At 57.1% G+C, this 23,519-nt stretch carries 18 protein-coding genes and 1 tRNA gene; 14 read left to right on the top strand and 5 right to left on the bottom strand.

From position 1 onward, the window contains the following. Nucleotides 1-24 precede the first annotated feature (24 nt). The 11 genes from gyrA (at nt 25) to pyrF (ending at nt 13,380) form a co-directional block, all read left to right on the top strand. Nucleotides 25-2,598, top strand: a complete 2,574-nt coding sequence (gene gyrA, locus ABIE59_RS16845; protein ID WP_138437600.1) for a DNA gyrase subunit A — start codon at nt 25-27, stop codon at nt 2,596-2,598. Beyond that, entirely contained in the window at nt 2,595-3,677 is a 1,083-nt protein-coding gene (gene serC, locus ABIE59_RS16840; protein WP_354448660.1) for a 3-phosphoserine/phosphohydroxythreonine transaminase, read from the top strand. The genes gyrA and serC overlap by 4 nt, the downstream gene beginning before the upstream one ends. Before the next feature lie 2 nt (nt 3,678-3,679). Then, nucleotides 3,680-4,777 carry a prephenate dehydratase gene (pheA, locus tag ABIE59_RS16835; protein ID WP_354448658.1) on the top strand — a complete coding sequence of 366 codons (1,098 nt, stop codon included), beginning with the start codon at nt 3,680-3,682 and terminating at the stop codon, nt 4,775-4,777. 33 nt (nt 4,778-4,810) lie between these two features. Next, the gene (gene hisC / locus ABIE59_RS16830) at nt 4,811-5,935 is read left to right on the top strand and encodes a histidinol-phosphate transaminase (RefSeq protein ID WP_286250269.1); all 1,125 of its coding nucleotides are present in this window, start codon (nt 4,811-4,813) and stop codon (nt 5,933-5,935) included. Between the two features lies 1 nt (nt 5,936). Beyond that, the gene (locus ABIE59_RS16825; protein ID WP_286250267.1) at nt 5,937-8,165 is read left to right on the top strand and encodes a bifunctional prephenate dehydrogenase/3-phosphoshikimate 1-carboxyvinyltransferase; all 2,229 of its coding nucleotides are present in this window, start codon (nt 5,937-5,939) and stop codon (nt 8,163-8,165) included. Then, nucleotides 8,165-8,845: a (d)CMP kinase gene (gene cmk / locus ABIE59_RS16820; protein ID WP_061332741.1), complete on the top strand. Its 681-nt coding sequence runs from the start codon at nt 8,165-8,167 to the stop codon at nt 8,843-8,845. The genes ABIE59_RS16825 and cmk overlap by 1 nt, the downstream gene beginning before the upstream one ends. A 131-nt stretch (nt 8,846-8,976) precedes the next feature. Beyond that, nucleotides 8,977-10,668 (top strand): 30S ribosomal protein S1, encoded by a 1,692-nt coding sequence (rpsA, locus tag ABIE59_RS16815; RefSeq protein WP_058090540.1) that lies wholly within the window; start codon nt 8,977-8,979, stop codon nt 10,666-10,668. A 132-nt stretch (nt 10,669-10,800) separates the two neighbouring features. Beyond that, nucleotides 10,801-11,097, top strand: a complete 297-nt coding sequence (locus ABIE59_RS16810) for an integration host factor subunit beta (protein ID WP_058090541.1) — start codon at nt 10,801-10,803, stop codon at nt 11,095-11,097. A gap of 70 nt (nt 11,098-11,167) precedes the next feature. Next, on the top strand, nt 11,168-11,470 hold the full coding sequence (locus ABIE59_RS16805; RefSeq protein WP_061332743.1) for a LapA family protein: 303 nt from the start codon (nt 11,168-11,170) through the stop codon (nt 11,468-11,470). Next, nucleotides 11,470-12,639, top strand: coding sequence for a lipopolysaccharide assembly protein LapB (gene lapB / locus ABIE59_RS16800; protein ID WP_061332744.1), 1,170 nt, complete (start codon nt 11,470-11,472; stop codon nt 12,637-12,639). Before ABIE59_RS16805 ends, lapB begins: the two co-directional genes overlap by 1 nt. Nucleotides 12,640-12,669: 30 nt before the next feature. Continuing rightward, nucleotides 12,670-13,380: an orotidine-5'-phosphate decarboxylase gene (gene pyrF / locus ABIE59_RS16795; RefSeq protein WP_354448654.1), complete on the top strand. Its 711-nt coding sequence runs from the start codon at nt 12,670-12,672 to the stop codon at nt 13,378-13,380. Nucleotides 13,381-13,894: 514 nt separating this feature from the next. On the opposite strand, the gene ABIE59_RS16790 is transcribed toward pyrF, so the two are convergent. Continuing rightward, nucleotides 13,895-13,970: transfer RNA gene (locus ABIE59_RS16790), tRNA-Asn, on the bottom strand. Nucleotides 13,971-14,041: 71 nt separating this feature from the next. Further along, complete coding sequence (locus ABIE59_RS16785) at nt 14,042-15,226, bottom strand: pyridoxal phosphate-dependent aminotransferase (protein WP_286250257.1); 1,185 nt, start codon at nt 15,224-15,226, stop codon at nt 14,042-14,044. Between the two features lie 191 nt (nt 15,227-15,417). On the opposite strand from ABIE59_RS16785, the gene uvrB reads away from it, so the two are divergent. Continuing rightward, a complete protein-coding gene (gene uvrB, locus ABIE59_RS16780) occupies nt 15,418-17,475 on the top strand; it encodes an excinuclease ABC subunit UvrB (protein WP_058090546.1) in 2,058 nt (685 codons plus the stop codon). Here the strand turns inward: uvrB and rimI are convergent, their stop codons facing one another. Then, nucleotides 17,476-18,591, bottom strand: coding sequence for a ribosomal protein S18-alanine N-acetyltransferase (rimI, locus tag ABIE59_RS16775; protein ID WP_286250254.1), 1,116 nt, complete (start codon nt 18,589-18,591; stop codon nt 17,476-17,478). A 198-nt stretch (nt 18,592-18,789) separates the two neighbouring features. Here rimI and ABIE59_RS16770 point away from each other — a divergent pair, with 198 nt between their 5' ends. After that, nucleotides 18,790-20,289 (top strand): RimK family ATP-grasp domain-containing protein, encoded by a 1,500-nt coding sequence (locus ABIE59_RS16770; protein ID WP_138437592.1) that lies wholly within the window; start codon nt 18,790-18,792, stop codon nt 20,287-20,289. A 13-nt stretch (nt 20,290-20,302) separates the two neighbouring features. On the opposite strand, the gene ABIE59_RS16765 is transcribed toward ABIE59_RS16770, so the two are convergent. After that, entirely contained in the window at nt 20,303-21,466 is a 1,164-nt protein-coding gene (locus ABIE59_RS16765) for a cation diffusion facilitator family transporter (protein ID WP_286922091.1), read from the bottom strand. A gap of 403 nt (nt 21,467-21,869) precedes the next feature. On the opposite strand from ABIE59_RS16765, the gene ABIE59_RS16760 reads away from it, so the two are divergent. Continuing rightward, nucleotides 21,870-22,895 (top strand): quinone-dependent dihydroorotate dehydrogenase, encoded by a 1,026-nt coding sequence (locus tag ABIE59_RS16760; protein WP_354448650.1) that lies wholly within the window; start codon nt 21,870-21,872, stop codon nt 22,893-22,895. A 179-nt stretch (nt 22,896-23,074) separates the two neighbouring features. Here the strand turns inward: ABIE59_RS16760 and rmf are convergent, their stop codons facing one another. Beyond that, nucleotides 23,075-23,287: a ribosome modulation factor gene (rmf, locus tag ABIE59_RS16755; RefSeq protein WP_058090550.1), complete on the bottom strand. Its 213-nt coding sequence runs from the start codon at nt 23,285-23,287 to the stop codon at nt 23,075-23,077. Nucleotides 23,288-23,519: the final 232 nt, after the last annotated feature.

Raw genomic sequence — 23,519 nt, 5'->3', positions numbered from 1 at the left:
GATAACGCAAAGGAACCTTTCTCGATGGGTGAGTTAGCCAAAGAGATCCTGCCGGTCAATATTGAAGACGAATTGAAGCAGTCCTACCTAGATTACGCCATGAGCGTTATCGTCGGCCGGGCTCTGCCAGACGTGCGTGACGGCCTCAAGCCGGTGCACCGTCGGGTGCTGTTCGCCATGTCCGAGTTGGGTAACGACTGGAACAAGGCATACAAGAAATCCGCCCGTGTGGTGGGTGACGTTATCGGTAAATATCACCCCCATGGTGACTCAGCCGTTTACGACACCATTGTTCGTATGGCCCAGCCGTTCTCCTTACGCTACCCGCTGGTGGATGGTCAGGGTAACTTCGGGTCCATCGACGGCGACAACGCCGCCGCGATGCGTTACACCGAAATCCGCATGGAGAAAATTGCCCATTCGCTGCTGGCGGACCTGGACAAGGAAACCGTGGATTTCGTCGACAACTACGACGGCACCGAGCGTATTCCGGAAGTCCTGCCTACCCGTGTACCGAACCTGCTGGTCAATGGTTCTTCCGGTATTGCCGTGGGTATGGCGACCAATATTCCGCCCCACAACCTGACCGAAGTGGTCAATGGTTGTCTGGCGCTGATTGATAATCCAGACCTGTCCATCGACGAGCTGATGGAATTCATTCCCGGTCCGGATTTCCCGACCCAGGGCATCATTAACGGCCGTGCCGGTATCGTTGAGGCCTACCGCACTGGCCGTGGTCGGATTTACATCCGCGCCCGCCACGAGATTGAGCACGACAAGAAAACCAATCGCGACGCCATCATCATCACCGAGCTGCCTTACCAGCTGAACAAGGCCCGGTTGATTGAAAAGATTGCTGAACTGGTTAAAGAGAAGCGCCTGGAGGGCATCACCGAGCTGCGTGATGAATCCAACAAGGAAGGCATTCGGGTGGTGATCGAGCTTCGCCGTGGTGAAAACCCCGAAGTGATCGTGAACAATCTGTTTGCCCACACTCAGCTGCAAACCGTGTTCGGTATCAACATGGTGGCGCTGATCAACGGCGAGCCGAAGATTCTGAACCTGAAGGAAATGCTCGATGCGTTCGTTCGCCACCGCCGTGAAGTGGTGACGCGCCGGACCATCTATGAGCTGCGCAAGGCCCGCGAACGCGGCCATATCCTGGAAGGTCTGACGGTTGCCCTGGCCAACATCGATGAAATGATCGAGCTGATCAAGGCATCACCGAGCTCTGTGGAAGCCAAAGAAAAGCTGATGTCCAAGGGCTGGGTGCCGGGTGATGTTCTGGCTATGCTGGAGCGCGCCGGTGAAGACGCCTGCCGCCCGGACGATCTGCCGGAGATCTACGGCCTGCGCGATGGCCTGTATTACCTGTCTCCGGAGCAGACCCAGGCGATTCTGGATATGCGTCTGCACCGCCTGACCGGTCTGGAAACCGAAAAACTCCAGAACGAGTACAAGGATATCCTCGAGAAGATCGCCGGCCTGCTGGAAATTCTCGCAGACCCGGACCGCCTGATGCAGGTGATCCGTGAAGAGCTGGAAGCCGTGGTAGCCGAGTTCGGTGACGAACGCCGCACCGAGATCACCAGTTCGCAGCGCGACCTGACCATTGCGGACCTGATTGATGAAGAAGACCTGGTGGTCACCATTTCCCACAGTGGTTATGCCAAGACCCAGGCGGTGGAAGATTACCAGGCCCAGCGCCGCGGTGGCCGGGGTAAGGCAGCAACCTCGATGAAAGACGAAGACTTCATCGAGAAGCTGCTGGTGGCCAACTCCCACGATACGATTTTGTGTTTCTCTAACCGTGGCAAAGTGTATTGGTTGCGGGTGTTCGAGATTCCCCGGGGCAGCCGTGGTTCCCGTGGTCGGCCGATGGTCAACATTCTGCCGCTGGAAGAAGATGAACGTATCACTACGTTCCTGCCGGTGCGGGATTACCCGGAAGATCAGTTTGTGCTGATGGCCACCTCTGCCGGTGTGGTCAAGAAAACCCCGCTGCCGAACTTCTCCCGTCCGCGCAGCAGTGGTCTGATTGCTTTGAACCTGGACGAAGGCGATACCCTGATTGGCGCGGCCATTACCGATGGTTCCGCCGAAGTGATGCTGTTTTCCACCGCCGGTAAAGCCGTGCGGTTCCAGGAGGAACAGGTACGCCCGATGAGCCGGACAGCCCGTGGTGTACGTGGTATCAAGATGCCGGAAGGCCACCATGTTGTGTCCCTGATCATCCCGCAGGAAGGCGGTGTGATTCTTACTGCCAGTGAGCACGGCTATGGCAAGCGTACCGCCATTGATGAGTTCCCGGCATACAGCCGTGGCAGTCAGGGCGTTATCGCCATGCAGTGTTCAGAGCGTAACGGCAACCTGGTGACGGCGCTTCAGCTGTTTGAAGGCGACGAGATGATGCTGATCTCCGACAAGGGCACCCTGGTGCGTACCCGCACTGATGAGGTTTCGGTGCTCAGCCGCAACACCCAGGGTGTGCGCCTGATTCGCCTGTCTCAGGAAGATGAGCGCCTGGTGGGTGTGGAGCGTATTGCAGAGTCTGATGACGACGACGTCGAAGTAGAAGGCGAGGAAACCGAAGAATGAGCAGGGCGTTTAATTTCTGTGCCGGTCCGGCCACCTTGCCGGAAGCCGTGCTGAAGCAGGCTCGTGACGAGATGCTGGATTGGCGTGGCACCGGTATGTCGGTTATGGAAATGAGCCATCGTAGTGACGAGTTTGTGGCCATTGCCGATGCGGCTGAAAAGGACCTTCGGGAACTTGCAGGCATTTCAGATGATTACGCCGTACTCTTCATGCAGGGTGGAGCTTCCAGTCAGTTCTCCACCATTCCGCTGAACCTGCTTGGTGACAAGTCCTCGGCCGATTACGTGAACACCGGTATCTGGTCCAAAAAGGCCATTGCTGAGGCCAAGCGCTACGGTAATGTGAATGTGGTGGCCAGCTCCGAGGATGGCGGGTTTACCACCATTCCAGATCAGTCTAGCTGGAATGCCAGTGCCGACGCCGCTTACCTGCACTACACCCCCAATGAAACCATCGGTGGCCTGGAATACGACTTCGTTCCGGACAGCGGCAGGGTGCCGCTGGTGGCGGATATGTCGTCCACCATGCTGTCACGCCCGGTGGATATCAACAAGTTCGGGCTGATTTACGCTGGCGCCCAGAAGAACATCGGGCCGTCGGGCCTGGTGGTGGTCATTATCCGCAAAGACTTGCTGGGTAAGGCTCGTAAGGAAACGCCGACCATGATGAACTATCAGGTCATCGCGGATAACGGCTCCATGTACAACACCCCGGCCACCTATTCCTGGTATCTGTCTGGCCTGGTGTTCAAGTGGCTGAAAGAGCAGGGTGGCGTGAAAGCCATGGGCGAAATCAACGCCCGTAAAGCCCGGAAGTTGTATGACTTTATCGACACCAATGATTTCTACGCCAACCCCATTGAGCCGCGCTTCCGTTCCTGGATGAACATACCGTTTACCCTGGCGGACGATACTCTCAATGGTGAGTTCCTGAAAGGTGCAGAAGCGCGCCGGTTGCTCAACTTGCAGGGGCACCGCTCTGTGGGTGGTATGCGCGCCAGTATCTACAACGCCATGCCGGAAGAGGGCGTGGATGCGTTGATTGACTATATGGCGGAATTTGCGAAGGAGCGGGGCTGATCATGACGGATGAGAAGACCCGCCTGGGCGAACTGCGGGACGAAATAGACAGCCTTGATCAACAGATCATGCAGTTGATCAGCGCTCGCGCCAAGTGTGCCCAGGAAGTGGCCAATGTGAAGATGGCTGCCAATCCTGGCCAGAACGTGTTCTTCTACCGTCCCGAACGGGAAGCCCAGGTGCTGCGCCGCATCAAGGAGCAGAACCCGGGGCCGTTGCCGGCCGAAGAGATGGCCCGATTGTTCCGAGAGATCATGTCTGCCTGCCTGGCGCTGGAAAAACCGATGCACATCGCGTTCCTGGGGCCCTTGGGCACCTTTACCCAGGCGGCGGCGCTCAAACACTTTGGCCATTCGGTTATCAGCGTTCCACTGCCAGCCATTGACGCAGTGTTCCGTGAGGTGGAATCCGGTGCGGCCCAATACGGTGTGGTGCCGGTGGAGAACTCCACCGAAGGCATGGTCAACCACACGCTGGATATGTTTATTTCCTCGCCGTTGAAGATTTGCGGTGAAGTGCAGCTGCGCATACACCACCATTTGCTGGTCTCGCCCAAACACAAAGACCAGGACATTACCCGCATCTATTCCCATCAGCAGTCGTTTGCCCAGTGCCGCCAGTGGCTGGATACGCACCGCTACGGCATTGAGCGCATCACCGTTTCCAGCAATGCGGAAGCAGCCCGCCGTGCGGCGGAAGAGCCCGGCTCCGCCGCGATTGCCGGCGATATGGCCGCCGAGCTGTACGGCCTCGAAAAGCTGTCCAGCAGCATTGAGGACCGCCCGGACAACACCACCCGCTTCCTTACTATCGGGCGCGAAGAGGTGCCGGCCAGCGGCCAGGACAAGTCATCCGTACTGGTTTCCATGCGCAACAAACCTGGCGCCCTGTATGCGGTGCTGGAGCCTTTCCATCGCCATGGCATCAGCTTGACTCGCATCGAAACCCGGCCGTCGCCCAGTGGTACCTGGGCCTATGTGTTCTACATCGATTTCGAGGGGCACGTGGAAGATGAGCAGGTAAAGAAAGTGTTGTCAGAAATCGACCAGGAAGCCGTGGAGCTGAAGCGCCTGGGCTCCTATCCCATCGGCGTGCTTTGATTCCTGAACAGACCTCAACGGGAGGAAAGTTGAATGGCAGTGGATTACCAGAGTCTTGCGGTAAAAGGTGTTCAGGCTCTGTCTCCGTATCAGCCCGGTAAGCCCATTGAGGAGCTTGCCCGGGAACTGGGGTTGAATCCCGCGGAGATCATCAAGCTGGCCAGCAACGAGAACCCTCTGGGGCCCAGTGAGAAGGCCCTGGCGGCCGCTCGTAAAGCGCTGGAAGAACTTTGCCTGTACCCTGATGGCAATGGCTTTGAGCTGAAACAGGCACTGGCCAACCGGTTCGGCGTGGGTATGGATCAGATTACCTTGGGTAACGGCTCTAATGATGTGCTCGAGGTGATTGCCCGCTGTTTTGCCGACACCGAGAGTGAAGTGGTGTTTTCCCAATATGCCTTTGCGGTTTATCCCATCGTTACCCAGGCCATTGGTGCCAAAGGGGTGCCGGTTCCCGCCAAAGAGTGGGGGCACGATCTGGATGCCATGGCGGCGGCGGTGACCGAACGTACCAAGTTGGTGTTCGTGGCCAACCCCAACAATCCTACCGGAACCGTACATACCGCCAGAGCCATTGAGTCGTTTCTGGATAAAATCCCGGAGCGGGTGCTGGTGGTTTTGGATGAAGCCTACTGCGAGTACCTGACCGGCGAGGAATACCCGGATGGCATCAAGCTACTTGAACGTTATCCGAACCTGATCGTCTGTCGCACCTTCTCCAAAGCCTGGGGTCTGGCCGCGTTACGGGTTGGCTATGCCGTAAGCTCGCCCGCCATTGCTGATATCCTGAACCGGGTGCGGCAGCCGTTTAATGTTGACTCGGTCGCCCTTGCGGCGGCCACGGCGGTTTTGCAGGATGAAGCCTATCTGAATCGTTCCCGGGAAGTGAATGCGGCTGGCCTGCGTCAGCTATCGGAAGCCTTTGAATTAATAGGCCTGCCTTATATCCCATCTGCGGGTAATTTTATTGCCGTTGAAGTGGGTGATCAGGCCCAGGGAATCTATCAGTCGCTGCTGTCTCATGGTGTGATTGTTCGCCCGATTGCCGGCTATGGCATGCCTCTTCACCTGCGGGTGTCGGTGGGGCTCCCAGAGGAAAACGAGCGATTCCTGGATGCCTTGTCCCAGTCCCTGGCGGCTGCCGGGCAGGGGGGCTGAGGTGGCTGATAACCAGCCTCTTTTTCAGCGTGTTGCTGTCATTGGCCTTGGGCTGATAGGTGGTTCCCTCGCCAGCGCCATTCGCAGCCACAACCTGGCGCGGGTTGTCGTGGGCTTTGATCAAAAACCGGAAGACGCGGCACTGGGCGTGGACCTCGGTGTTATTGACCAGGCAGCGACCACCCTGGAACAGGCGGTGCGAGGCAGTGATCTGGTGGTCCTGGCCGTGCCGGTGCGGGCAACGCGGGTGGTGCTTGAACAGATAAGACCCTGGCTGGCGAGTGACGCAGTGTTGACCGATGTCGGCAGCACCAAGTCCAGTTTCGTCGCAGATGTTAAAGCCGTATTCGGCAGCCTGTCGCCAAGAGTGATCCCTGGGCATCCGATTGCCGGCTCGGAGAAAAGTGGTATCCGGGCGGCCAACCCGGACCTGTTCGCCAATCACAAAGTCATTCTGACCCCGGCCGACGATGCCGATGCGGCGGCGCTTTCAGGGCTTACGGCGCTGTGGGAGGGCACCGGTGCAACGGTCCTGACCATGTCGGTGGCGTATCACGACGAAGTGTTGGCGGCCACCAGTCATTTGCCCCATCTCATTGCTTTTTCCCTGGTGGACACCCTGGCGGGCGAAGACGAGAATATGGACATTTTCCGGTACGCCGCCGGTGGCTTCCGGGACTTCACCCGCATTGCCGCCAGTGATCCGGTAATGTGGCATGACATTTTTTTGTCAAACCGCGATGCCGTGTTGCGCGTGATTGACCATTTTACCCAAGACCTGGATCAGCTCAGGGCGGCCATTGCCAATGGCGATGGCGCAACCCTGCTGCGGGTTTTCAGTCGCGCCAAAGCGGCGCGGGAACATTTTTCGAAGATGCTTTCAGGACAGGCTTACGTGACTAACAATACCGACAAGCAGGTTATTTTTTCTATGCAGCCCGGCGGTTCCGTTCGGGGTGACATTCGGGTTCCGGGTGACAAATCCATGTCGCACCGGTCGATCATGCTGGGTGCCCTGGCCGAAGGTATTACCGAGGTGAAGGGCTTTCTGGAAGGTGAGGACAGCCTGGCCACCTTGCAGGCATTCAGGGATATGGGCGTAACCATTGAGGGCCCGGAAGACGGCTTCGTGCGCATTCATGGCGTGGGTATGCACGGGCTCCAGGCACCGCGCGGCCCTCTGTACCTGGGTAACTCCGGTACGGCTATGCGCCTGTTCTCTGGCCTGCTGGCGGCGCAGCCGTTTGACTCCGAGTTAACCGGCGATGCCAGCTTGTCCAAGCGCCCAATGGGCCGGGTTGCTGACCCGCTGCGTGCGATGGGTGCGGTGATTGATACCGCCGAGGGTGGTCGCCCACCGCTCAGGATCCGCGGCGGTAACCCGTTGACCGGTATCCACTATGAAATGCCGGTTGCCAGTGCCCAGGTCAAGTCCTGCCTGCTACTGGCGGGCCTGTACGCCGAAGGCGTGACGTCGGTAACTGAACCCGCACCGACCCGTGACCATACCGAACGAATGCTGGAGGGCTTCGGTTACCACGTTCACCGTGATGGAGCCACAGCCAGCGTCACCGGTGGTGGCAAGCTGACTGCCTGCGCCATTGACGTGCCGGCGGATATTTCCTCGGCGGCATTCTTCCTGGTGGCGGCGAGTATCGCACCGGATTCCGACCTGACCCTGCGCCATGTTGGCATGAACCCGACACGGGTAGGGGTGATCAATATCCTTCGCCAGATGGGTGCCAACATTGAGGTACTCGAAGAGCGGGTGATTGGCGGTGAGCCTGTGGCTGACCTGCGCGTTCGGTCCGCAGAGCTGCGCGGGATTGATATTCCGGAAGACCAGGTGCCGCTGGCGATCGACGAATTCCCGGTGCTGTTTATTGCTGCAACCTGCGCCAAGGGCCGCACCGTGTTGCGTGGGGCAGAAGAGCTTCGGGTAAAAGAAAGTGACCGGATTCAGGTCATGGCGGACGGGCTTGCGGCTCTGGGCGTTGAAACCACGGTTACTCCGGATGGTATTGTCATCGAGGGCGGCCAGACCATTGGTGGCGGCACGGTTGAAAGCCATGAAGATCACCGGATCTCCATGTCGTTCGCCGTTGCCTCTCTGCGAGCCACTGGCCCTATCCGCATCAACGATTGTGCAAATGTGGCTACGTCGTTCCCGGGCTTTGTTGACCTGGCCAAACAGACTGGCATTCAAATCAGTACAGAAGGCGAGTTTTAATGACCCAAAGCAAGGCACCGGTAATCGCCGTTGATGGTCCCGGAGGTTCCGGTAAAGGTACCATCACTCAGATGCTGGCCAGAAAGCTTGGCTGGCATCTGCTCGACAGCGGGGCGCTTTATCGGTTGACGGCATTGGCGGCTATGCGACAGGGCGTGGCATTGAATGACGAAGCCGGTCTGGTAAAGGTGGCGGCCACCCTGGATGTGGCTTTCGAGCCCACCGGCGAAGGCCACCCGGTAAAGGTGGTGCTGGCAGGTGAGGACGTAACCTCGGAAATCCGCACTGAAACCTGTGGCGACAATGCCTCAAAGGTGGCGGTGATACAGCCGGTGCGGGATGCGCTGTTGCAACGCCAGCGGGATTTTCGGCAGCTGCCCGGGCTGGTGGCAGATGGTCGGGATATGGGAACGGTGGTTTTCCCCGATGCGCCGGTAAAGATATTCCTGACCGCCAGTGCCGAGGAGCGGGCGCGGCGCCGTTATAATCAGTTGAAGCAAGCAGGGGTCGATGTTAACATTGACGCCCTTTTGGAAGAGATACGGGTGCGTGACGATCGGGATATGAACCGGTCAGCGGCCCCTCTCAAGCCTGCAGATGATGCGCAAGTCATTGATTCTACGGGTTTGAGTATAGAAGAGGTGTTAGACAGGTGTATGGCCGCAGCAGGTCAGGCCTGACTACACCTTTTTGTTGTTGGAATGCCGGAAACAGCGCTAAATTGCCAGCCGCTGGCTGATTCCGGAAATCGTTAACAGACCGTGTTGCTGGCGGCACGGAGCACACTTGCGTTGATCATATAGGGCACATAATGAGCGAGAGCTTTGCGGATCTTTTCGAAGAAAGTTTGAAAGAAATCGATATGCAACCAGGTTCCATTGTTCAGGGAACCGTTGTAGACGTCGATAACGACTGGGTCACCGTTAACGCCGGACTGAAGTCCGAAGGCGTTATCCCCGCCTCCCAGTTCCTGAACGAAAAAGGCGAGTTGGAAGTAGCTATCGGCGACGTTGTCGATGTGGCTCTCGATGCAGTTGAAGACGGTTTCGGTGAAACCCGTCTGTCCCGTGAGAAGGCCAAGCGCGCTGAAGCCTGGAAGGTACTTGAGAAGTCCTTCGAAGCGGAAGAAGTGGTCAAGGGTATTATCAATGGCAAGGTCAAGGGTGGTTTCACTGTTGATCTGGCTGGCATCCGTGCCTTCCTGCCGGGTTCCCTGGTAGACGTTCGTCCGGTTCGCGACACTGCGCACCTGGAGAACAAAGAACTCGAATTCAAGGTTATCAAGCTGGACCAGAAGCGTAACAACGTGGTTGTTTCCCGCCGCGCCGTTCTGGAAGCTGAAAACAGCGAGCAGCGCGAAGCTCTGCTGGAAACCCTGACCGAAGGTCTGGAAATCAAGGGTATCGTCAAGAACCTGACCGACTACGGCGCGTTCGTAGATCTGGGCGGTGTTGACGGCCTGCTGCACATCACCGATATGGCCTGGAAGCGCATCAAGCATCCGAGCGAAATCGTGAATGTGGGCGACGAAATCAATGTTAAGGTCCTGAAGTTTGATCGCGAGCGTAACCGCGTATCTCTGGGTCTGAAGCAGCTGGGTGAAGATCCGTGGGTAGAAATCAAGGCCCGTTACCCTGAAGGTGCCAAGGTTACTGCACGCGTCACCAACCTGACTGACTACGGCTGCTTTGCCGAGCTGGAAGAGGGTGTTGAAGGTCTGGTTCACGTATCCGAAATGGATTGGACCAACAAGAACATCCATCCGTCCAAGGTTGTTCAGGTAGGCGACGAAGTTGAAGTGATGATCCTGGATATCGACGAAGAGCGTCGTCGTATTTCCCTGGGCATCAAGCAGTGCGTTGCCAACCCGTGGGAAGACTTCTCCGGCAAGTTCAACAAGGGCGACCGTATCTCCGGTAAGATCAAGTCAATCACTGACTTCGGTATCTTCATCGGCCTGGACGGTGGCATCGACGGTCTGGTTCACCTGTCTGACATCAGCTGGAACGAGACTGGCGAAGAAGCCGTTCGCGAGTACAAGAAAGGCGACGAAGTTGAAACCGTTATCCTGTCTGTTGATCCAGAGCGCGAGCGCATCTCCCTGGGTATCAAGCAACTGGAAAGCGATCCGTTCGCCGAGTTCGTTCAACTGAACGACAAGGGCTCCATCGTTAAGGGTACTGTTTCTGCAGTAGACGCCAAAGGCGCTACCATTGCCCTGAACGAGGAAGTTGAGGCGGTACTGAAGGCTTCTGAAATCAGCCGTGACCGCGTTGAAGACGCGCGTAACGTTCTGAAAGAAGGCGAAGAAGTTGAAGCGAAGATCATCAGCATCGATCGCAAGAACCGCGTAATCAACCTGTCTGTCAAGTCCAAAGACGTTGAAGACGACAAGCAGGCTCTGGAAAACGTACGTAGCAAAACTGCAGAATCCTCTGGTGCGACCACCATCGGTGATCTGATCAAAGAGCAGATGCAGCAGCAAAACGCCAATAAGGATTAATTTTCCGGTTGGCATCAAAAAAACGGGCTCTAAGAGCCCGTTTTTTTTGTGTTTTTTTCTGGTTTGGCTAAACTAGAGGCACTGGGACCCGGTAATTGACTGCGGAATAATAATGACAGAGGGAAACGCCTCATGACGAAGTCCGAACTGGTTGAACTGATTGCCTCAAAGCAAACACAGCTCTCCGTCAAGGATGTGGAGTTAGCGGTTAAGACCATCATCGAGCATATGTCTCAGGCCCTTGCCGATGGTCAGCGTATTGAAATCAGGGGATTTGGCAGCTTTTCCCTGCACCACCGGGCAGCCCGAACCGGGCGTAATCCGAAAACTGGTGAAGCGGTGCAACTGCCTGCCAAGTATGTTCCGCACTTCAAGCCCGGCAAAGAATTGCGTGAGCAGGTGAATGACAGCTTGAAGAAGGGTTTTTAAACCCGGTTCCAGGCAATGCTGATGGAACACCGCACTATCGGGCCTGGCGCCCGTCTGGAGAGATATTGACATGGCAGGACTGCAGAAGATCCTAATCACCGTTCTGGTTCTGGTTCTGATACTCCTGGCGCTGGTGTTTTCTCTGAACAATCAGATGGCCGTTTCGCTCAACTTCCTGTTGTTTGAAACGCAGCCCCATGGTGTTGCCGTCTGGATTATCATGTCGTTTGTGATTGGCGCCCTTGTGGGGGTGTTGATTACCTTACTTGCTACATTCCGTACGTCGGTGTCCCGGCGGACTCTCAAGAAAAGACTCGAGCGTGCTGAGCACGCATTAGAGAAATCCAGGGCACAGAACGACCGGGCAATTTGATGGAAATAGTTCTACAGTGGCTGCTTCTGACGGTAGCGGTCGCTGCCGGCTGGGTGGTCGGCAGGTTTGGTAGCCAGGGCAAGCGCCGCTCCCGGGCCATTTCCGATGAAGATTCCGTTCGCGACCGTCTGCAATTCCTGTTTACCAACTACTCTGACCAGGCCGTCGACAACTTTGTGCAGTCCCTGGCCGTCAATAAAGATACCGTTAGCCTGCATCTGTCCATCGGGAGCCATTTTCGCAATAAGGGCGAAACCGATCGCGCCATTCTGATCCACCAAAACCTGCTGGCCCGGCCCGAACTGCCGGCGCGCTATACGCCCCAGGTTACCCTGGAACTGGCAATGGATTATCTCAATGCCGGCCTGCACGATCGGGCGGAAGCCCTGCTGCATCAGTTGATGGGAGACCGGGAGTACGGCCGCCGCGCTGCTACGGCCTTGATCGAGCTGTATCAGCAGGAGCGGGAGTGGGAAAAGGCTGCCCAGGTGGCACAGACCCTTACCCGTAGCGACGCAGATCCTGCGATGGTCAAAACACTGGCGTACATTACTTGCGAGTTGTCCGATGCGGCCCTGGCCAAAGACGATCGCTGGACTGCCCAGAAACTGGCCAAGGAAGCCCTCGACTACGACCGCTCCTGTGTTCGCGCAACCTTGTTGCTGATGAAACAGCAGATCCGCCAGGGCAACTTCCGCGAAGCCGGCAATCAAAGCCTGAAGGTGTTTGAACAGAACCCGGAGTTTGGTCCGGAGGCCATCGACCGCCTGATGAAGCTCGAGCGGGAACACGGTGATGTAGGCAGGCTGGTCAAAAAACTCCGCAAACTCTATGAACAGTATCCGAGTACCAGTTTGTTGCTGGCGCTGGTGGAGTCGGTGGAGCGTTCCTTTGGTCGCCCCGCTGCTATTGATCTGCTCCGGCAGGAGCTGGAAATTCGGCCTTCTGTTCGTGGCCTGCTCCGGCTTGTGGAAATGGCCGGCTATGAAAAAGGCATGACCACAGACGAAGGCCGCCTTGTCAGCCGTATTGGCCACCTGATTCTCGCCAACCGGCCGGTTTACCGTTGCGTCAGTTGCGGTTTCTCAGGCCAGCAGCTTCACTGGCTTTGCCCCAGCTGTAAGCAGTGGGAAACGGTGCGTCCCATCCAGGGCGTTGAAGCCGAATAATGTTTTAACCTTTTTAACCGGAACCTGACCGTGCAAAACCTTAATGACCCGAAAATCATCGTTGCCCTGGACTTCCCCTCCCAGAACCCGGCCCTGGCGCTGGCTGATCAGCTGGACCCGGCCAAATGCCGGTTGAAAGTAGGCAAAGAGTTGTTCACCCGTTCCGGCCCGGAATTGGTCAAATCACTGCAGGGCAGGGGCTTTGACGTGTTCCTGGATTTGAAATTCCACGACATCCCGAACACCACTTCCGCGGCGGTTGCCGCAGCGGCGGATCTGGGTGTGTGGATGGTGAATGTGCATGCCTCGGGTGGTGAGAAAATGATGGTTGCCTGCCGCGAGCGCCTGGAGTCGTTCGGGGCAGATAAGCCGCTGCTGATCGCCGTCACGGTGCTGACCAGTATGTCCGATGCGGATCTGGCCGGTATCGGCATCACCGGTTCCGCAGAGGCCCACGTTTCCCGCTTGGCCACCCTGACCAGAAACTGCGGCCTGGACGGCGTCGTCTGCTCCGCCCAGGAGGCCCCCAGACTGAAAACAGAGCAGGGCGCCGAGTTCCAGCTAATCACCCCGGGAATCCGCCCGTTGACCGCCGATAAAGGTGACCAACAGCGCATCATGACCCCAACCGATGCCCTCAAAGCCGGCTCTGACTACCTCGTCATCGGCCGTCCCATCACCCAGGCGCCCGACCCTCTGGCTGCCCTTGAGGCCATTCACGCTGAGGTGATCTCGGTCTGACCTTGTTCGGGTGGTTGAGCTGTGGCCCTAGCCTGCTTGTTTTGGCGGGGCTGCAGTGTGGGACGGCCTTTCCAAAAAACGCTACGAGCACATCCATGTGCGCTTCGCTCCGGCCATCCATGGCCTCCGAGATTTTTGGAAAGGCCGTCCCACACTGCCGTTCAGGCAGCGCAAGAATAGTCACGTAGATGCCTAGCACTGTGGAATGCAGCCTGTCAGAGCTCATAAGATTTCGACTGGACAGTCACTAAACAACCGGACTATGCCACCGAGCATAAAAAGGAACGGATGGATACCCCTCCCGAAAATCTCGTAGGCCATGGATGGCCGGAGCGAAGCGCACATGGATGTGCTCGTAGCGTTTTTCGGGAGGGGTATCCATCCGTTCCCACCCGCTAAACTCAAAGGCTGGGGCAGGAGTCAGGCAAACCGCCAAAAGTTGCAGGCAATAGAAACAAGCGAGAGCAAACGAAAAAGCCCGCTAATTCAAAGAACTAGCGGGCTTTCGGAATAGTGGCTCCCCGACCTGGGCTCGAACCAGGGACAAACGGATTAACAGTCCGTTGCTCTACCAACTGAGCTATCGGGGAACGTCGTCATGTGACGAGGCGCGTATATTAAGTTGGCTATACCGCCTCGTCAACCCTCTGACTAAAAATTTTTAGCCAAGCGCCTTCTGCAAACGCTCAACCGCCTTCTGCAGGTTATCCATGCTGGTCGCAAAGCTCAGACGCATGTGGCCCGGGCTGCCGAAGGCAGAACCCGGAACCAGGGCAACGCCCGCTTCGGTCAGCAGCTTCTCGGCAAACTCAACGTCTGTGTTCACGCCGTCAGTGGCATCGATTGCGCCCTGGAAGCTTGGGAACACATAGAAGGTGCCGTCACCATTCAGGCATTCAACGCCAGGCAACTTGTTCAGGGCGGCTACCAGCCAGTCGTGGCGTTCCTTGAACGCCTTGACCATCTCGCCCACACACTCCTGCGGGCCGTCCAGGGCTGCCTGGGCGGCGGCCTGGGAGATAGAGGCCGGGTTGGAGGTGCTCTGGGACTGGATTTTCTTCATGGCGCCGATGATCTTCGCCGGGCCTGCGGCGTAGCCGATGCGCCAGCCAGTCATGGAGTAGGCCTTGGACACACCGTTCAGTACGAAGGTACGGTCATACAGCTCCGGGCAGGCGTTCAGGATGTTGCAGAACGGTTTGCCAGTCCACAGGATCGGCTCGTACATGTCGTCGGTGGCAATCATGATATTCGGGTGCTTTTTCAGCACCTCGCCAATCGCCTGCAGCTCTTCCAGGGTGTAAGCCATGCCGCTGGGGTTGGACGGGCTGTTGATCACAAACAGGCGGGTACGCTCGGTAATAGCGCTTTCCAGCTGCTCGGGGGTGATCTTGAAGCGGGTCTCGGCAGAGGTTTCGATAATCACCGGCTTGCCTTCAGCCACCAGCACCATGTCCGGGTAGGAAACCCAGTAAGGCGCAGGGATAATGGCTTCGTCCCCCGGGTTCAATGTGGCCAGGGCAAGGTTGAAAAAGCTCTGTTTGCCACCACTGCTTACCAGGATCTGGTTGGCTTCATATTCCAGGCCGTTGTCCCGTTTGAACTTCGCAATAATCGCTTTCTTCAGGGCCGGCGTACCATCAACGGCGGTGTACTTGGTCTGGCCGTTGTTAATGGCTTCAATGGCTGCCTGTTTGATGTGCTCGGGGGTGTCGAAGTCCGGCTCGCCAGCACCCAGGCCAATGATATCCTGGCCGGCCGCGCGGAGTTCTGCGGCTTTGTTGGTGACTGCGAGGGTGGGGGAAGGCTTGATCGCCTGTACTCGGCTGGAAAGTTGAAGGTCCAAACTTGAGCTCCTTAAAGCTGCGTCTTATGGGCTGCGATCGGCCGGGCAACTATGGAGCCAAAGGTGCTGGCTGTTTTTCTCCCAGCCGTCGATCGCACAGATGGTATCATGAAGCAGCCAGAACACTAAATTTCTTGTAGGGGTTGTGCCGTATAGCGGCCGGCGCCGAACCCGGAGGTTAATCGCCAGTTATGGCCAGTAAAGCATCCAGCGCTTCCCGTGAAGGTGTGTTCCGAGTTGATTCCCCATATCAGCCGGCCGGTGACCAGCCCAAGGCCATCGCCGGCCTGGTGGATGGCATTCATTCCGGGCTGGCACACCAGACGTTGCTGGGGGTGACCGGCTCAGGCAAGACGTTCACCATTGCCAATGTGATCCAGGACGTGCAGCGGCCCACCATCATCATGGCCCATAACAAGACCCTGGCGGCGCAGCTGTACGGCGAGTTCAAGGAGTTCTTTCCGGATAACGCGGTGGAGTATTTCGTGTCTTACTACGATTACTACCAGCCGGAAGCCTATGTGCCGTCGTCTGATACCTTCATCGAGAAAGATGCCTCCATCAACGAACACATTGAACAAATGCGTTTGTCTGCCACCAAGGCGTTGTTGGAACGGCCGGATGCGATCATCGTGGCGACGGTGTCGTCCATCTACGGTTTGGGTGACCCGGAATCCTACCTGAAGATGATGCTGCACCTGGACCGGGGTGATCAGATAGACCAGCGCTCGATTCTGCGCCGACTGGCAGAGCTCCAGTACACCCGTAACGACATAGAGTTCCACCGCGCCAACTACCGGGTTCGGGGCGATGTGATTGATGTGTTCCCGGCGGAATCGGAGCGGGAAGCCATTCGTATCGAGTTGTTTGACGATGAAGTGGAGAACCTCAGCTACTTCGATCCGCTGACCGGCGAGGTACTGCGCCGTGTGCCACGGGTAACCATCTATCCGAAGTCTCACTATGTGACGCCCCGGCAGAAGGTGCTGGATGCGGTCGAGAATATCCGGGCGGAGCTGGACGTGCGTTTGCAGCAGTTGCGGGATAACCACCGGCTGGTGGAGGCCCAGCGCCTTGAGGAGCGCACCCGCTACGACATGGAAATGATGATGGAGCTGGGTTACTGCAACGGCATCGAGAACTACTCCCGCTATCTGTCCGGCCGGGCGCCCGGTGAGCCGCCACCCACCCTGTTTGATTATCTGCCGCCGAACGCCTTGCTGGTGGTGGACGAATCCCACGTGACCATTCCGCAAATCGGCGCCATGTACAAGGGCGACCGTTCCCGGAAGGAAACGCTGGTTGAGTATGGTTTTAGGCTGCCGTCGGCACTGGATAACCGGCCCATGCGGTTTGAGGAGTGGGAGCGGATTGCCCCCCAGATGATCTTCGTGTCGGCCACGCCGGGTAACTATGAGGCGGAGCACGCCGGCCAGGTGGTAGAGCAGGTGGTTCGGCCGACCGGCCTGCTGGACCCGGTGATCGAGGTGCGGCCAGCGTCTACCCAGGTGGATGACCTGCTCTCGGAAATCCACGCACGGGTGGCGGTGGAGGAGCGGGTGCTGGTCACTACCCTGACCAAGCGCATGGCCGAAGACCTTACCGATTTCCTTATGGAACACGACATTCGCGTTCGGTATCTGCACTCAGACATCGACACCGTAGAGCGTGTTGAGATTATCCGGGATTTACGCCGGGGCGAGTTTGATGTGCTGGTGGGCATCAACCTGTTGCGGGAAGGCCTGGATATGCCGGAAGTATCTCTGGTGGCGATTCTGGACGCAGACAAGGAAGGCTTCCTGCGCAGTGAACGCTCGTTAATCCAGACCATTGGCCGTGCCGCCCGTAACCTCAATGGTAAAGCCATTTTGTACGGGGACCGCATTACCGGTTCCATGCAGCGGGCCATTGACGAAACCGAACGCCGGCGAGCGAAGCAGACGGCCCATAACGAAGAGCACGGTATTACCCCGAAAGGCCTGAACAAGAAGATCGCCGATGTCATGGAGGGAGCCACCGGCGGTGGACGCGGTCGCCGTAAGGCGGAACGCCCGGGCCAGAAGGCCGCGGAAGAGGCGGAAGGCTATATGGTCAAGGCAGGCAAGCGCTCTCCGGAAGAGTTGCTCAAGGAAGTGACGCGCCTGGAGGATGACATGTACAAGGCCGCCGCCGACCTGGATTTCGAAACTGCAGCGCGATTGCGGGACCAGATCTCCGAACTCAAGGAAGCGGCGATTCGTACCGGCTGATCAGGGCCGTTTCGGCCCGACGATCACGGCCGCCTGCAAGGGTTGGTTGCGGCCGTAGCTGGACATCTTGCCAAATACCCGTTTGTCGACAGGCAAATATTGTTTGTCGGCGACGGTCTCGCCCACGTCAGTATCGATCTCCGGGTCGTGCAGGTACACAAACTCTTCATCCATGGCGCACACGGTCACCCAGTGGGGTACACGACTGCGGTTGAGCTGCCAGGTACTGATCAGGATTACCGGGATGCGGCCCTCGTGCAGGGCGGCTTCCATGGCTTCCAGGGTCAGTGGGTCATGGTGCAGCTGGATGCCGGTCTGGCCAATATCGTGCAGGAAGCCTTCGTGCACCAGTTCCAATACCCGCTTTTTATCGTCGTTGCGCACGGTATCCTTAAACAGGGCGCCTTCCTGACTGATCCAGGCGCTGGCCTCAAAGCCTCGGTGCCAGGCTGACAAGGCCAGGCCATGGGGCCCGCAGCCACCGTGACCGGCGAGCATGAAAATGGTAGTGGCCTCCCGCCATATCTTCAATTCTTCCAGGGTGTTCAGCTGCTGATCTTCGTCCAGGGCAGCCATGGCCATGATCAGGGCAGAGGGGCCGCAGGTAAACTCGGTGGTTTGGGGGTAATAGGGTACCGGGAGATACTCCCGGGAAGGCTCGTAATAAAGAATACGCCGTTCGAAGCGCAGGGCATCGCCATGGTCTTCGTAATAGTCCCGGTAGGTACCGAATTGGCGATAGCCCAATCGTTTGTATAGATTGATGGCACCGGCGTTATCTTCCCGAACCTCCAGGCGCATGATGATGCGGTCTGCTTCTACGGCTTCCTTCTCTGCCTCCCGCACCAATTGCTCGCCCACGCCCCTGCCGCGCACGGTTGGCGATACCGCGATTGAATAAATCCGTGCCAGACGGGTGGCGGCATTCATCAACACCAGGCAATAGCCCACCAGCTCGGAGCCTTGCTCCGCCACTATCAGGCGGTCCCGTGGCATTTCCAAAAACCGTCGGAAACTGCGTCGGGAAATACGGTCATCGGTAAAACAACGATTTTCCAACTGCACCAGGGCAGTCAGATCGTCGGCGACTGCTTGTCGAAGCAAAACATCATGCATGGTTAACAAATCCCGGTCGCGAAAATCGCAGAAGCTGGCGAGCACTTCCACCGCAGCTATTATGGTAGAGACAGGTTGGTTTCGATAGCAGGCGATCATGCGTAAAAGCACGCATCCAGCCTGGATTGTACCAGACGTCACAGCGGCGTATTGTTGCGCCCATTACCCGGCTGAACCTTCCAGGGAGGAATGCCTTTAATGTCCCGTTTGTTAATCGTTGTGGACCGTGCCAAAGACTGGTCACCCTATTACCCCAGCGAGGATGTACTGACCTTTGATCAGTATCTGAATTTTTCCGCCCCCGCCAATAGCCGGGTGCGTGTGATCAACCTTTGCCAGAGCGCGAAATACCTGAGCCGGGGTTATTACTGTTCTTTGTTGGCAGAGGCCCGGGGCCACCATGTGGTGCCCTCGGTGATGACCTTGAACGATTTGAGCCGCAAGGGCTTGTTCTCGCTGGAGCTGGAGGAGCTGGATCACAGTGTCATTCAGTGGCTGGAGCAGGAAGCCCGGGAAATTGACCCGGCCACTGATGAGCGGGATGCCACCCACGAAGTGCGCATTCGCACCTATTTTGGCCAGGCAGAGCATGCGGATCTCAAGCCGGTAGCCCGGGCCTTGTTTGAGCGCTTTCCCTGCCCAATTCTGGAAGTGGTGTTCCGCCACCGCAAGCAATGGCAGATCGAATCCATGAAACCGGCCGCCCCGGCGGATCTGGATGAGCGCGAACAGGATGTGTTTGCGGCGGCGCTCGACCGTTTCAGTAGCATGATCTGGCGCAAGCCGAGAACGCGTCGGCGCTATCGTTTTGATCTGGCCATGCTGGTGAACCCGGAAGAGGAAATGCCCCCGAGTGATGAGGCCGCCCTAAAAAGATTTGAGCGGGCAGGGCGAAAGCTGGGTATCAATGTAGAAAGAATTACCCGTCGGGACTACATGCGGTTGCCGGAATACGATGGCCTGTTCATTCGGGAAACCACCGCGATTGATCATCACACCTACCGGTTTGCCCGCAAGGCAGAGGCGGAAGGTATGGTGGTTATTGATGACCCGGTCTCGATACTGCGTTGCACCAACAAGGTGTTCCTGGCGGACCTGCTGAAGAACAACAAGGTGCCAACCCCAAAAACACTGATCCTGTCCAAAGATCAGAAAGATGCGGTTGATCAGGTGGTCAGTGAGCTGGGTTTCCCGGTGGTCATCAAGATTCCGGACGGCGCCTTCTCAAGGGGCGTGGCCAAAGCCAAGGATGAGAAAGAGCTGAGGGCGGGCCTTAAAGAGCTGTTCAAGCAATCAGCACTGGTGTTGGCCCAGGAGTATTTCTACACCGATTACGACTGGCGCATTGGTGTGTTGGGCGGCCGCGCCATCTATGCCTGCAAATACATGATGGTGAAGGGGCATTGGCAGATCTACCAACACGGTGGCGCGGCGGTGGAAAGCGGCGGGTTTGAAACCATGCCCACCTATGAGGTGCCCCGGAATGTCATCCAGGCGGCGCTGAACTCCACCCGACTGATCGGTAATGGACTGTATGGGGTGGACATCAAACAGGCCGGCAACCGGGTGGCCGTCATTGAGGTAAACGACAACCCCAGCATCGATTCCGGTGTGGAAGACAAATTCCTGGGCGGCGAGCTTTATACCCTGGTAATGCAGGAGTTCCTGTCCCGCATGGAAGAAAACCGGCGCCGGTAATACCGGCGCTTGATCAGCTTGCAGACACCCAAACCCGGACTGAACCAAACCAGGGATAGGGTGCCAGCACCTCCCGGACGCTTTCGGTGGTCAACGCGGGTGCGGGATGCTGTTCGTCCAGGAAGACTTCGATATGAACCCGGTTTTTGAGGTAATGCAGTCTCAGCCGGCTATGTGGTGGCAGCTCACCGAGCTGCTGCGACAGCAGGTGGCGGATATCCTCGCGGCTGGGTAAGTGTGGGTCGGTCTGATGCGGTGTGTGTTCGTCGTTCTCGGCATCGATATGAAAGTTGATGTCCCGGATATTATCGATGGCGTCCCTCATGCCGGAAACCACCTTCATGCCGATCTGGTGTCCCTCAGAAACGCTTATCTCAGGCCGAACAACCAGGTGGACATCCAGTAGTATGTCGTGACCCATACGCCGGCTGCGTAGCTCGTGAACATTACGCACGCCGTCTGTGTCCATGGCAATGGCTCGCAACACCCGGGTATCTTCCGCAGACAGTCCGGTGTCGACGAGTTCCTTGACGCTGTCCCAGGTGAATTTCCAGCCAATATGAATAATGATGCCGGAGATAACCACAGCGGCAAGGGTATCCAGCCAAACATATCCGACCATTGCACCGACAGTGGAAACCAGAACAACGACCGATGAAAATGCGTCTGTCCGGCTGTGCCAGGCGTTTGCGATCAGCAGGTCGGATCGAATTTTGATGCCCACATGGCGGGTATAACGGTAGATCCATTCCTTGGAGGCGACCGATATCCCCGCAGCAACCAGAACCGGCCAGCCCGGTACCGCGAGATCCTCTCCGGAGACCAGGCGCAGAATGTTCTCCCAGGCAAGGGCTGCGCCCACGGCAATCAGTATGCTCCCCAGCAAAAGTGTGCCGAGCGTCTCGATGCGCTGATGTCCGTAGGGGTGGTCATCATCCGGACCTTTACGGGACAGTCGCATCACTGCGAGAACAACCCAGTCGGAGACAACGTCGGTAAAAGAGTGGATGCCATCCACCACCAGGGCGTGGGAATGAAAAAGAGTGCCGCCAATAATTTTTATCACACCAAGGACTGCATCCAGGACCATGCCAATAATGGTGACCCGGGAGGCGGCGTGTTTTTCCTGTTGCAAGTCCTTGTCAGTCCGTAGATGGGCCTTTGGGGGCTGATCCATGGCTCAGGCTCCGATCATTCTGTTGGTAGCCAGTATAGCGGCAGGAATGGAAAATTTGGGGAGAATTAATCGGGAAACGCAGGTCGATTTATGCACATGATGACAAAGTCGTTACCCACTACCACTTTGTAACTAAAGTCGTCAAATGGTTATTTTGTCTTTTTAAGTCATTGATTTTTAGTTGAAATTTAACTGATCAAAAAATGATCAATTTGTAGGCTGGCGCAGTTATCAAGGGGTCGAGACGCTTGCCCCGACATTTTCAACAGAGTTATCCACAGATTCCGTGGAAAAGCCCCGCCAGCCGCTGAGGCATGGGCTTTTACGTTGTATTGAAGGTTCGGGAGGATGGTGTGGAAAACTTCCGGTATACTCCGGCCACCCCTCGGCAAGGAGCTCCAAGATGTACAGCATGCTACGTAATTTACTTTTCCGGCTGCCCCCGGAACAGGCCCATAATGCTGCCCTCAGGGGGCTGGATCTGGCCTACAAAACCGGCATTATAAATATTGTTTCAAAGCGCCCGGAGCCGTGCCCGGTTAATGTCATGGGGCTGGAGTTCCCCAATCCGGTAGGCCTGGCCGCCGGCCTGGACAAAAATGCTGACCACCTGGATGCCCTGGGAACCCTGGGTTTCGGGTTCATTGAAGTGGGCACCGTCACACCCCTGGCACAGCCGGGCAACCCCAAGCCGCGGATGTTCCGCCTGCCCGAACACCAGGCCATCATCAACCGCATGGGCTTTAATAATGAAGGCCTTGGTCATCTGGTGAGCAATGTTGAGAAGCGTCGTTATCGCGGTATCCTGGGCATTAACGTGGGCAAGAACAAAGATACCCCGAACGAGCAGTCCGAACAGGACTACCGTAAGGGTATCGCCGCAGTTTACCCCCATGCCGACTACATCACGGTAAACGTGTCGTCGCCAAATACCCCGGGGCTGCGTGATCTGCAGTTCGGCGACTCGTTGAAGCAGCTACTGCACGCGATCAAAGACGAACAGGCGATCTGCGAGAAAAATATTGGTCGTTATGTACCGGTGGCTGTGAAGATTGCCCCGGATATGGATGATGCAGGCATTCGCTTTGTCGCCGGGGCATTACTCGAGGCGGGCCTGGATGGTGTGATTGCCACAAACACCACTATCAGCCGGGAAGCGGTTCAAGGACACAAGCACGAGCAGGAAGCTGGCGGTTTGAGTGGTGCACCGGTGCGCGAGGCGTCTTTACGGGTTATTCAGGGGTTGTACGCCGAGTTGGGGGACAGAATACCGATTATTGGCGTTGGCGGTATCACTGATGGCGAGAGTGCGGCCGAGAAAATCCGGGCAGGGGCGAAACTGGTGCAAATCTACACCGGCTTTATTTACAAAGGCCCAGCTTTGATTAACGAAGCAGTAGAAGCGATCAGGAAAGAACAGCATAAGTAGTGAGGCCAGAAAGAAGGTGGGCCCGCTGAGCGGGCCCTTGCGGGGAACGAACCCCGTAGCGCTTCTTCGCATGGTACGGGGCGGGAGGCCCCGTTTTGGTTGCTCTGGTTACTGCGTCAGATTGTGGTGTAGCTACAACTAAAAGAGATCAGGTTAAACGGGGTATGCCAACACCGCGGTCACGTTGCGGTTACGTTGGCAAGTTTGTGGATGCCGGAGACGCCGGTCATGCCCTCCCAGTTATCTGTGCGGCCTTCTCGCCACCCGTTCAGCCATTCCTGGCGTACCTCTGCTTGGTCTAACGGGCAGCTGTCTTTGGATTTGCCGGACACGCCAGCGAGATAACCCCGCTTGAATGCACGAGCGTACATGTCTCTCTTCTGTCTTTTCATGCCGTTCCTCACTGATGGATTAACAGAACAAGCGTGTACACATCTGCCGTGGCCATGGTAAAGAAGGCACCCATCCGGGATAACCCACTATTGCCAGTTCCGGCCAGAGCAGTCAGGATCCTGTTAACGGAAGCACGGTTATGTTGGCTTCCAGAACGACGCGTCAACTACAAGGTAAGACGAACCTTGCGCGGATGTACACTATTTATTTCATCTATATGAAGCTTTTCTT

Origin of the sequence: Marinobacter sp. MBR-99 (assembly GCF_040547575.1) — a bacterium.
In the GTDB taxonomy this organism is placed as follows: domain Bacteria; phylum Pseudomonadota; class Gammaproteobacteria; order Pseudomonadales; family Oleiphilaceae; genus Marinobacter.
Note: the sequence above shows the minus strand (reverse complement) of the source record. Positions and strands in the feature narration are given on the sequence as shown.

Excerpts from the sequence above, each read along its gene's own strand:
- gyrA (WP_138437600.1), top strand. The coding sequence starts at position 25 with ATGGGTGAGTTAGCCAAAGAGATCCTGCCGGTCAATATTGAAGACGAA.
- serC (WP_354448660.1), top strand. The coding sequence starts at position 2,595 with ATGAGCAGGGCGTTTAATTTCTGTGCCGGTCCGGCCACCTTGCCGGAA.
- rmf (WP_058090550.1), bottom strand. The coding sequence starts at position 23,287 with ATGAAAAGACAGAAGAGAGACATGTACGCTCGTGCATTCAAGCGGGGT.
- ABIE59_RS16770 (WP_138437592.1), top strand. The coding sequence starts at position 18,790 with ATGTCCCGTTTGTTAATCGTTGTGGACCGTGCCAAAGACTGGTCACCC.
- uvrB (WP_058090546.1), top strand. The coding sequence starts at position 15,418 with ATGGCCAGTAAAGCATCCAGCGCTTCCCGTGAAGGTGTGTTCCGAGTT.
- rimI (WP_286250254.1), bottom strand. The coding sequence starts at position 18,591 with ATGCATGATGTTTTGCTTCGACAAGCAGTCGCCGACGATCTGACTGCC.
- cmk (WP_061332741.1), top strand. The coding sequence starts at position 8,165 with ATGACCCAAAGCAAGGCACCGGTAATCGCCGTTGATGGTCCCGGAGGT.
- ABIE59_RS16810 (WP_058090541.1), top strand. The coding sequence starts at position 10,801 with ATGACGAAGTCCGAACTGGTTGAACTGATTGCCTCAAAGCAAACACAG.
- ABIE59_RS16765 (WP_286922091.1), bottom strand. The coding sequence starts at position 21,466 with ATGGATCAGCCCCCAAAGGCCCATCTACGGACTGACAAGGACTTGCAA.
- rpsA (WP_058090540.1), top strand. The coding sequence starts at position 8,977 with ATGAGCGAGAGCTTTGCGGATCTTTTCGAAGAAAGTTTGAAAGAAATC.
- pheA (WP_354448658.1), top strand. The coding sequence starts at position 3,680 with ATGACGGATGAGAAGACCCGCCTGGGCGAACTGCGGGACGAAATAGAC.
- ABIE59_RS16805 (WP_061332743.1), top strand. The coding sequence starts at position 11,168 with ATGGCAGGACTGCAGAAGATCCTAATCACCGTTCTGGTTCTGGTTCTG.
- hisC (WP_286250269.1), top strand. The coding sequence starts at position 4,811 with ATGGCAGTGGATTACCAGAGTCTTGCGGTAAAAGGTGTTCAGGCTCTG.
- ABIE59_RS16760 (WP_354448650.1), top strand. The coding sequence starts at position 21,870 with ATGTACAGCATGCTACGTAATTTACTTTTCCGGCTGCCCCCGGAACAG.
- lapB (WP_061332744.1), top strand. The coding sequence starts at position 11,470 with ATGGAAATAGTTCTACAGTGGCTGCTTCTGACGGTAGCGGTCGCTGCC.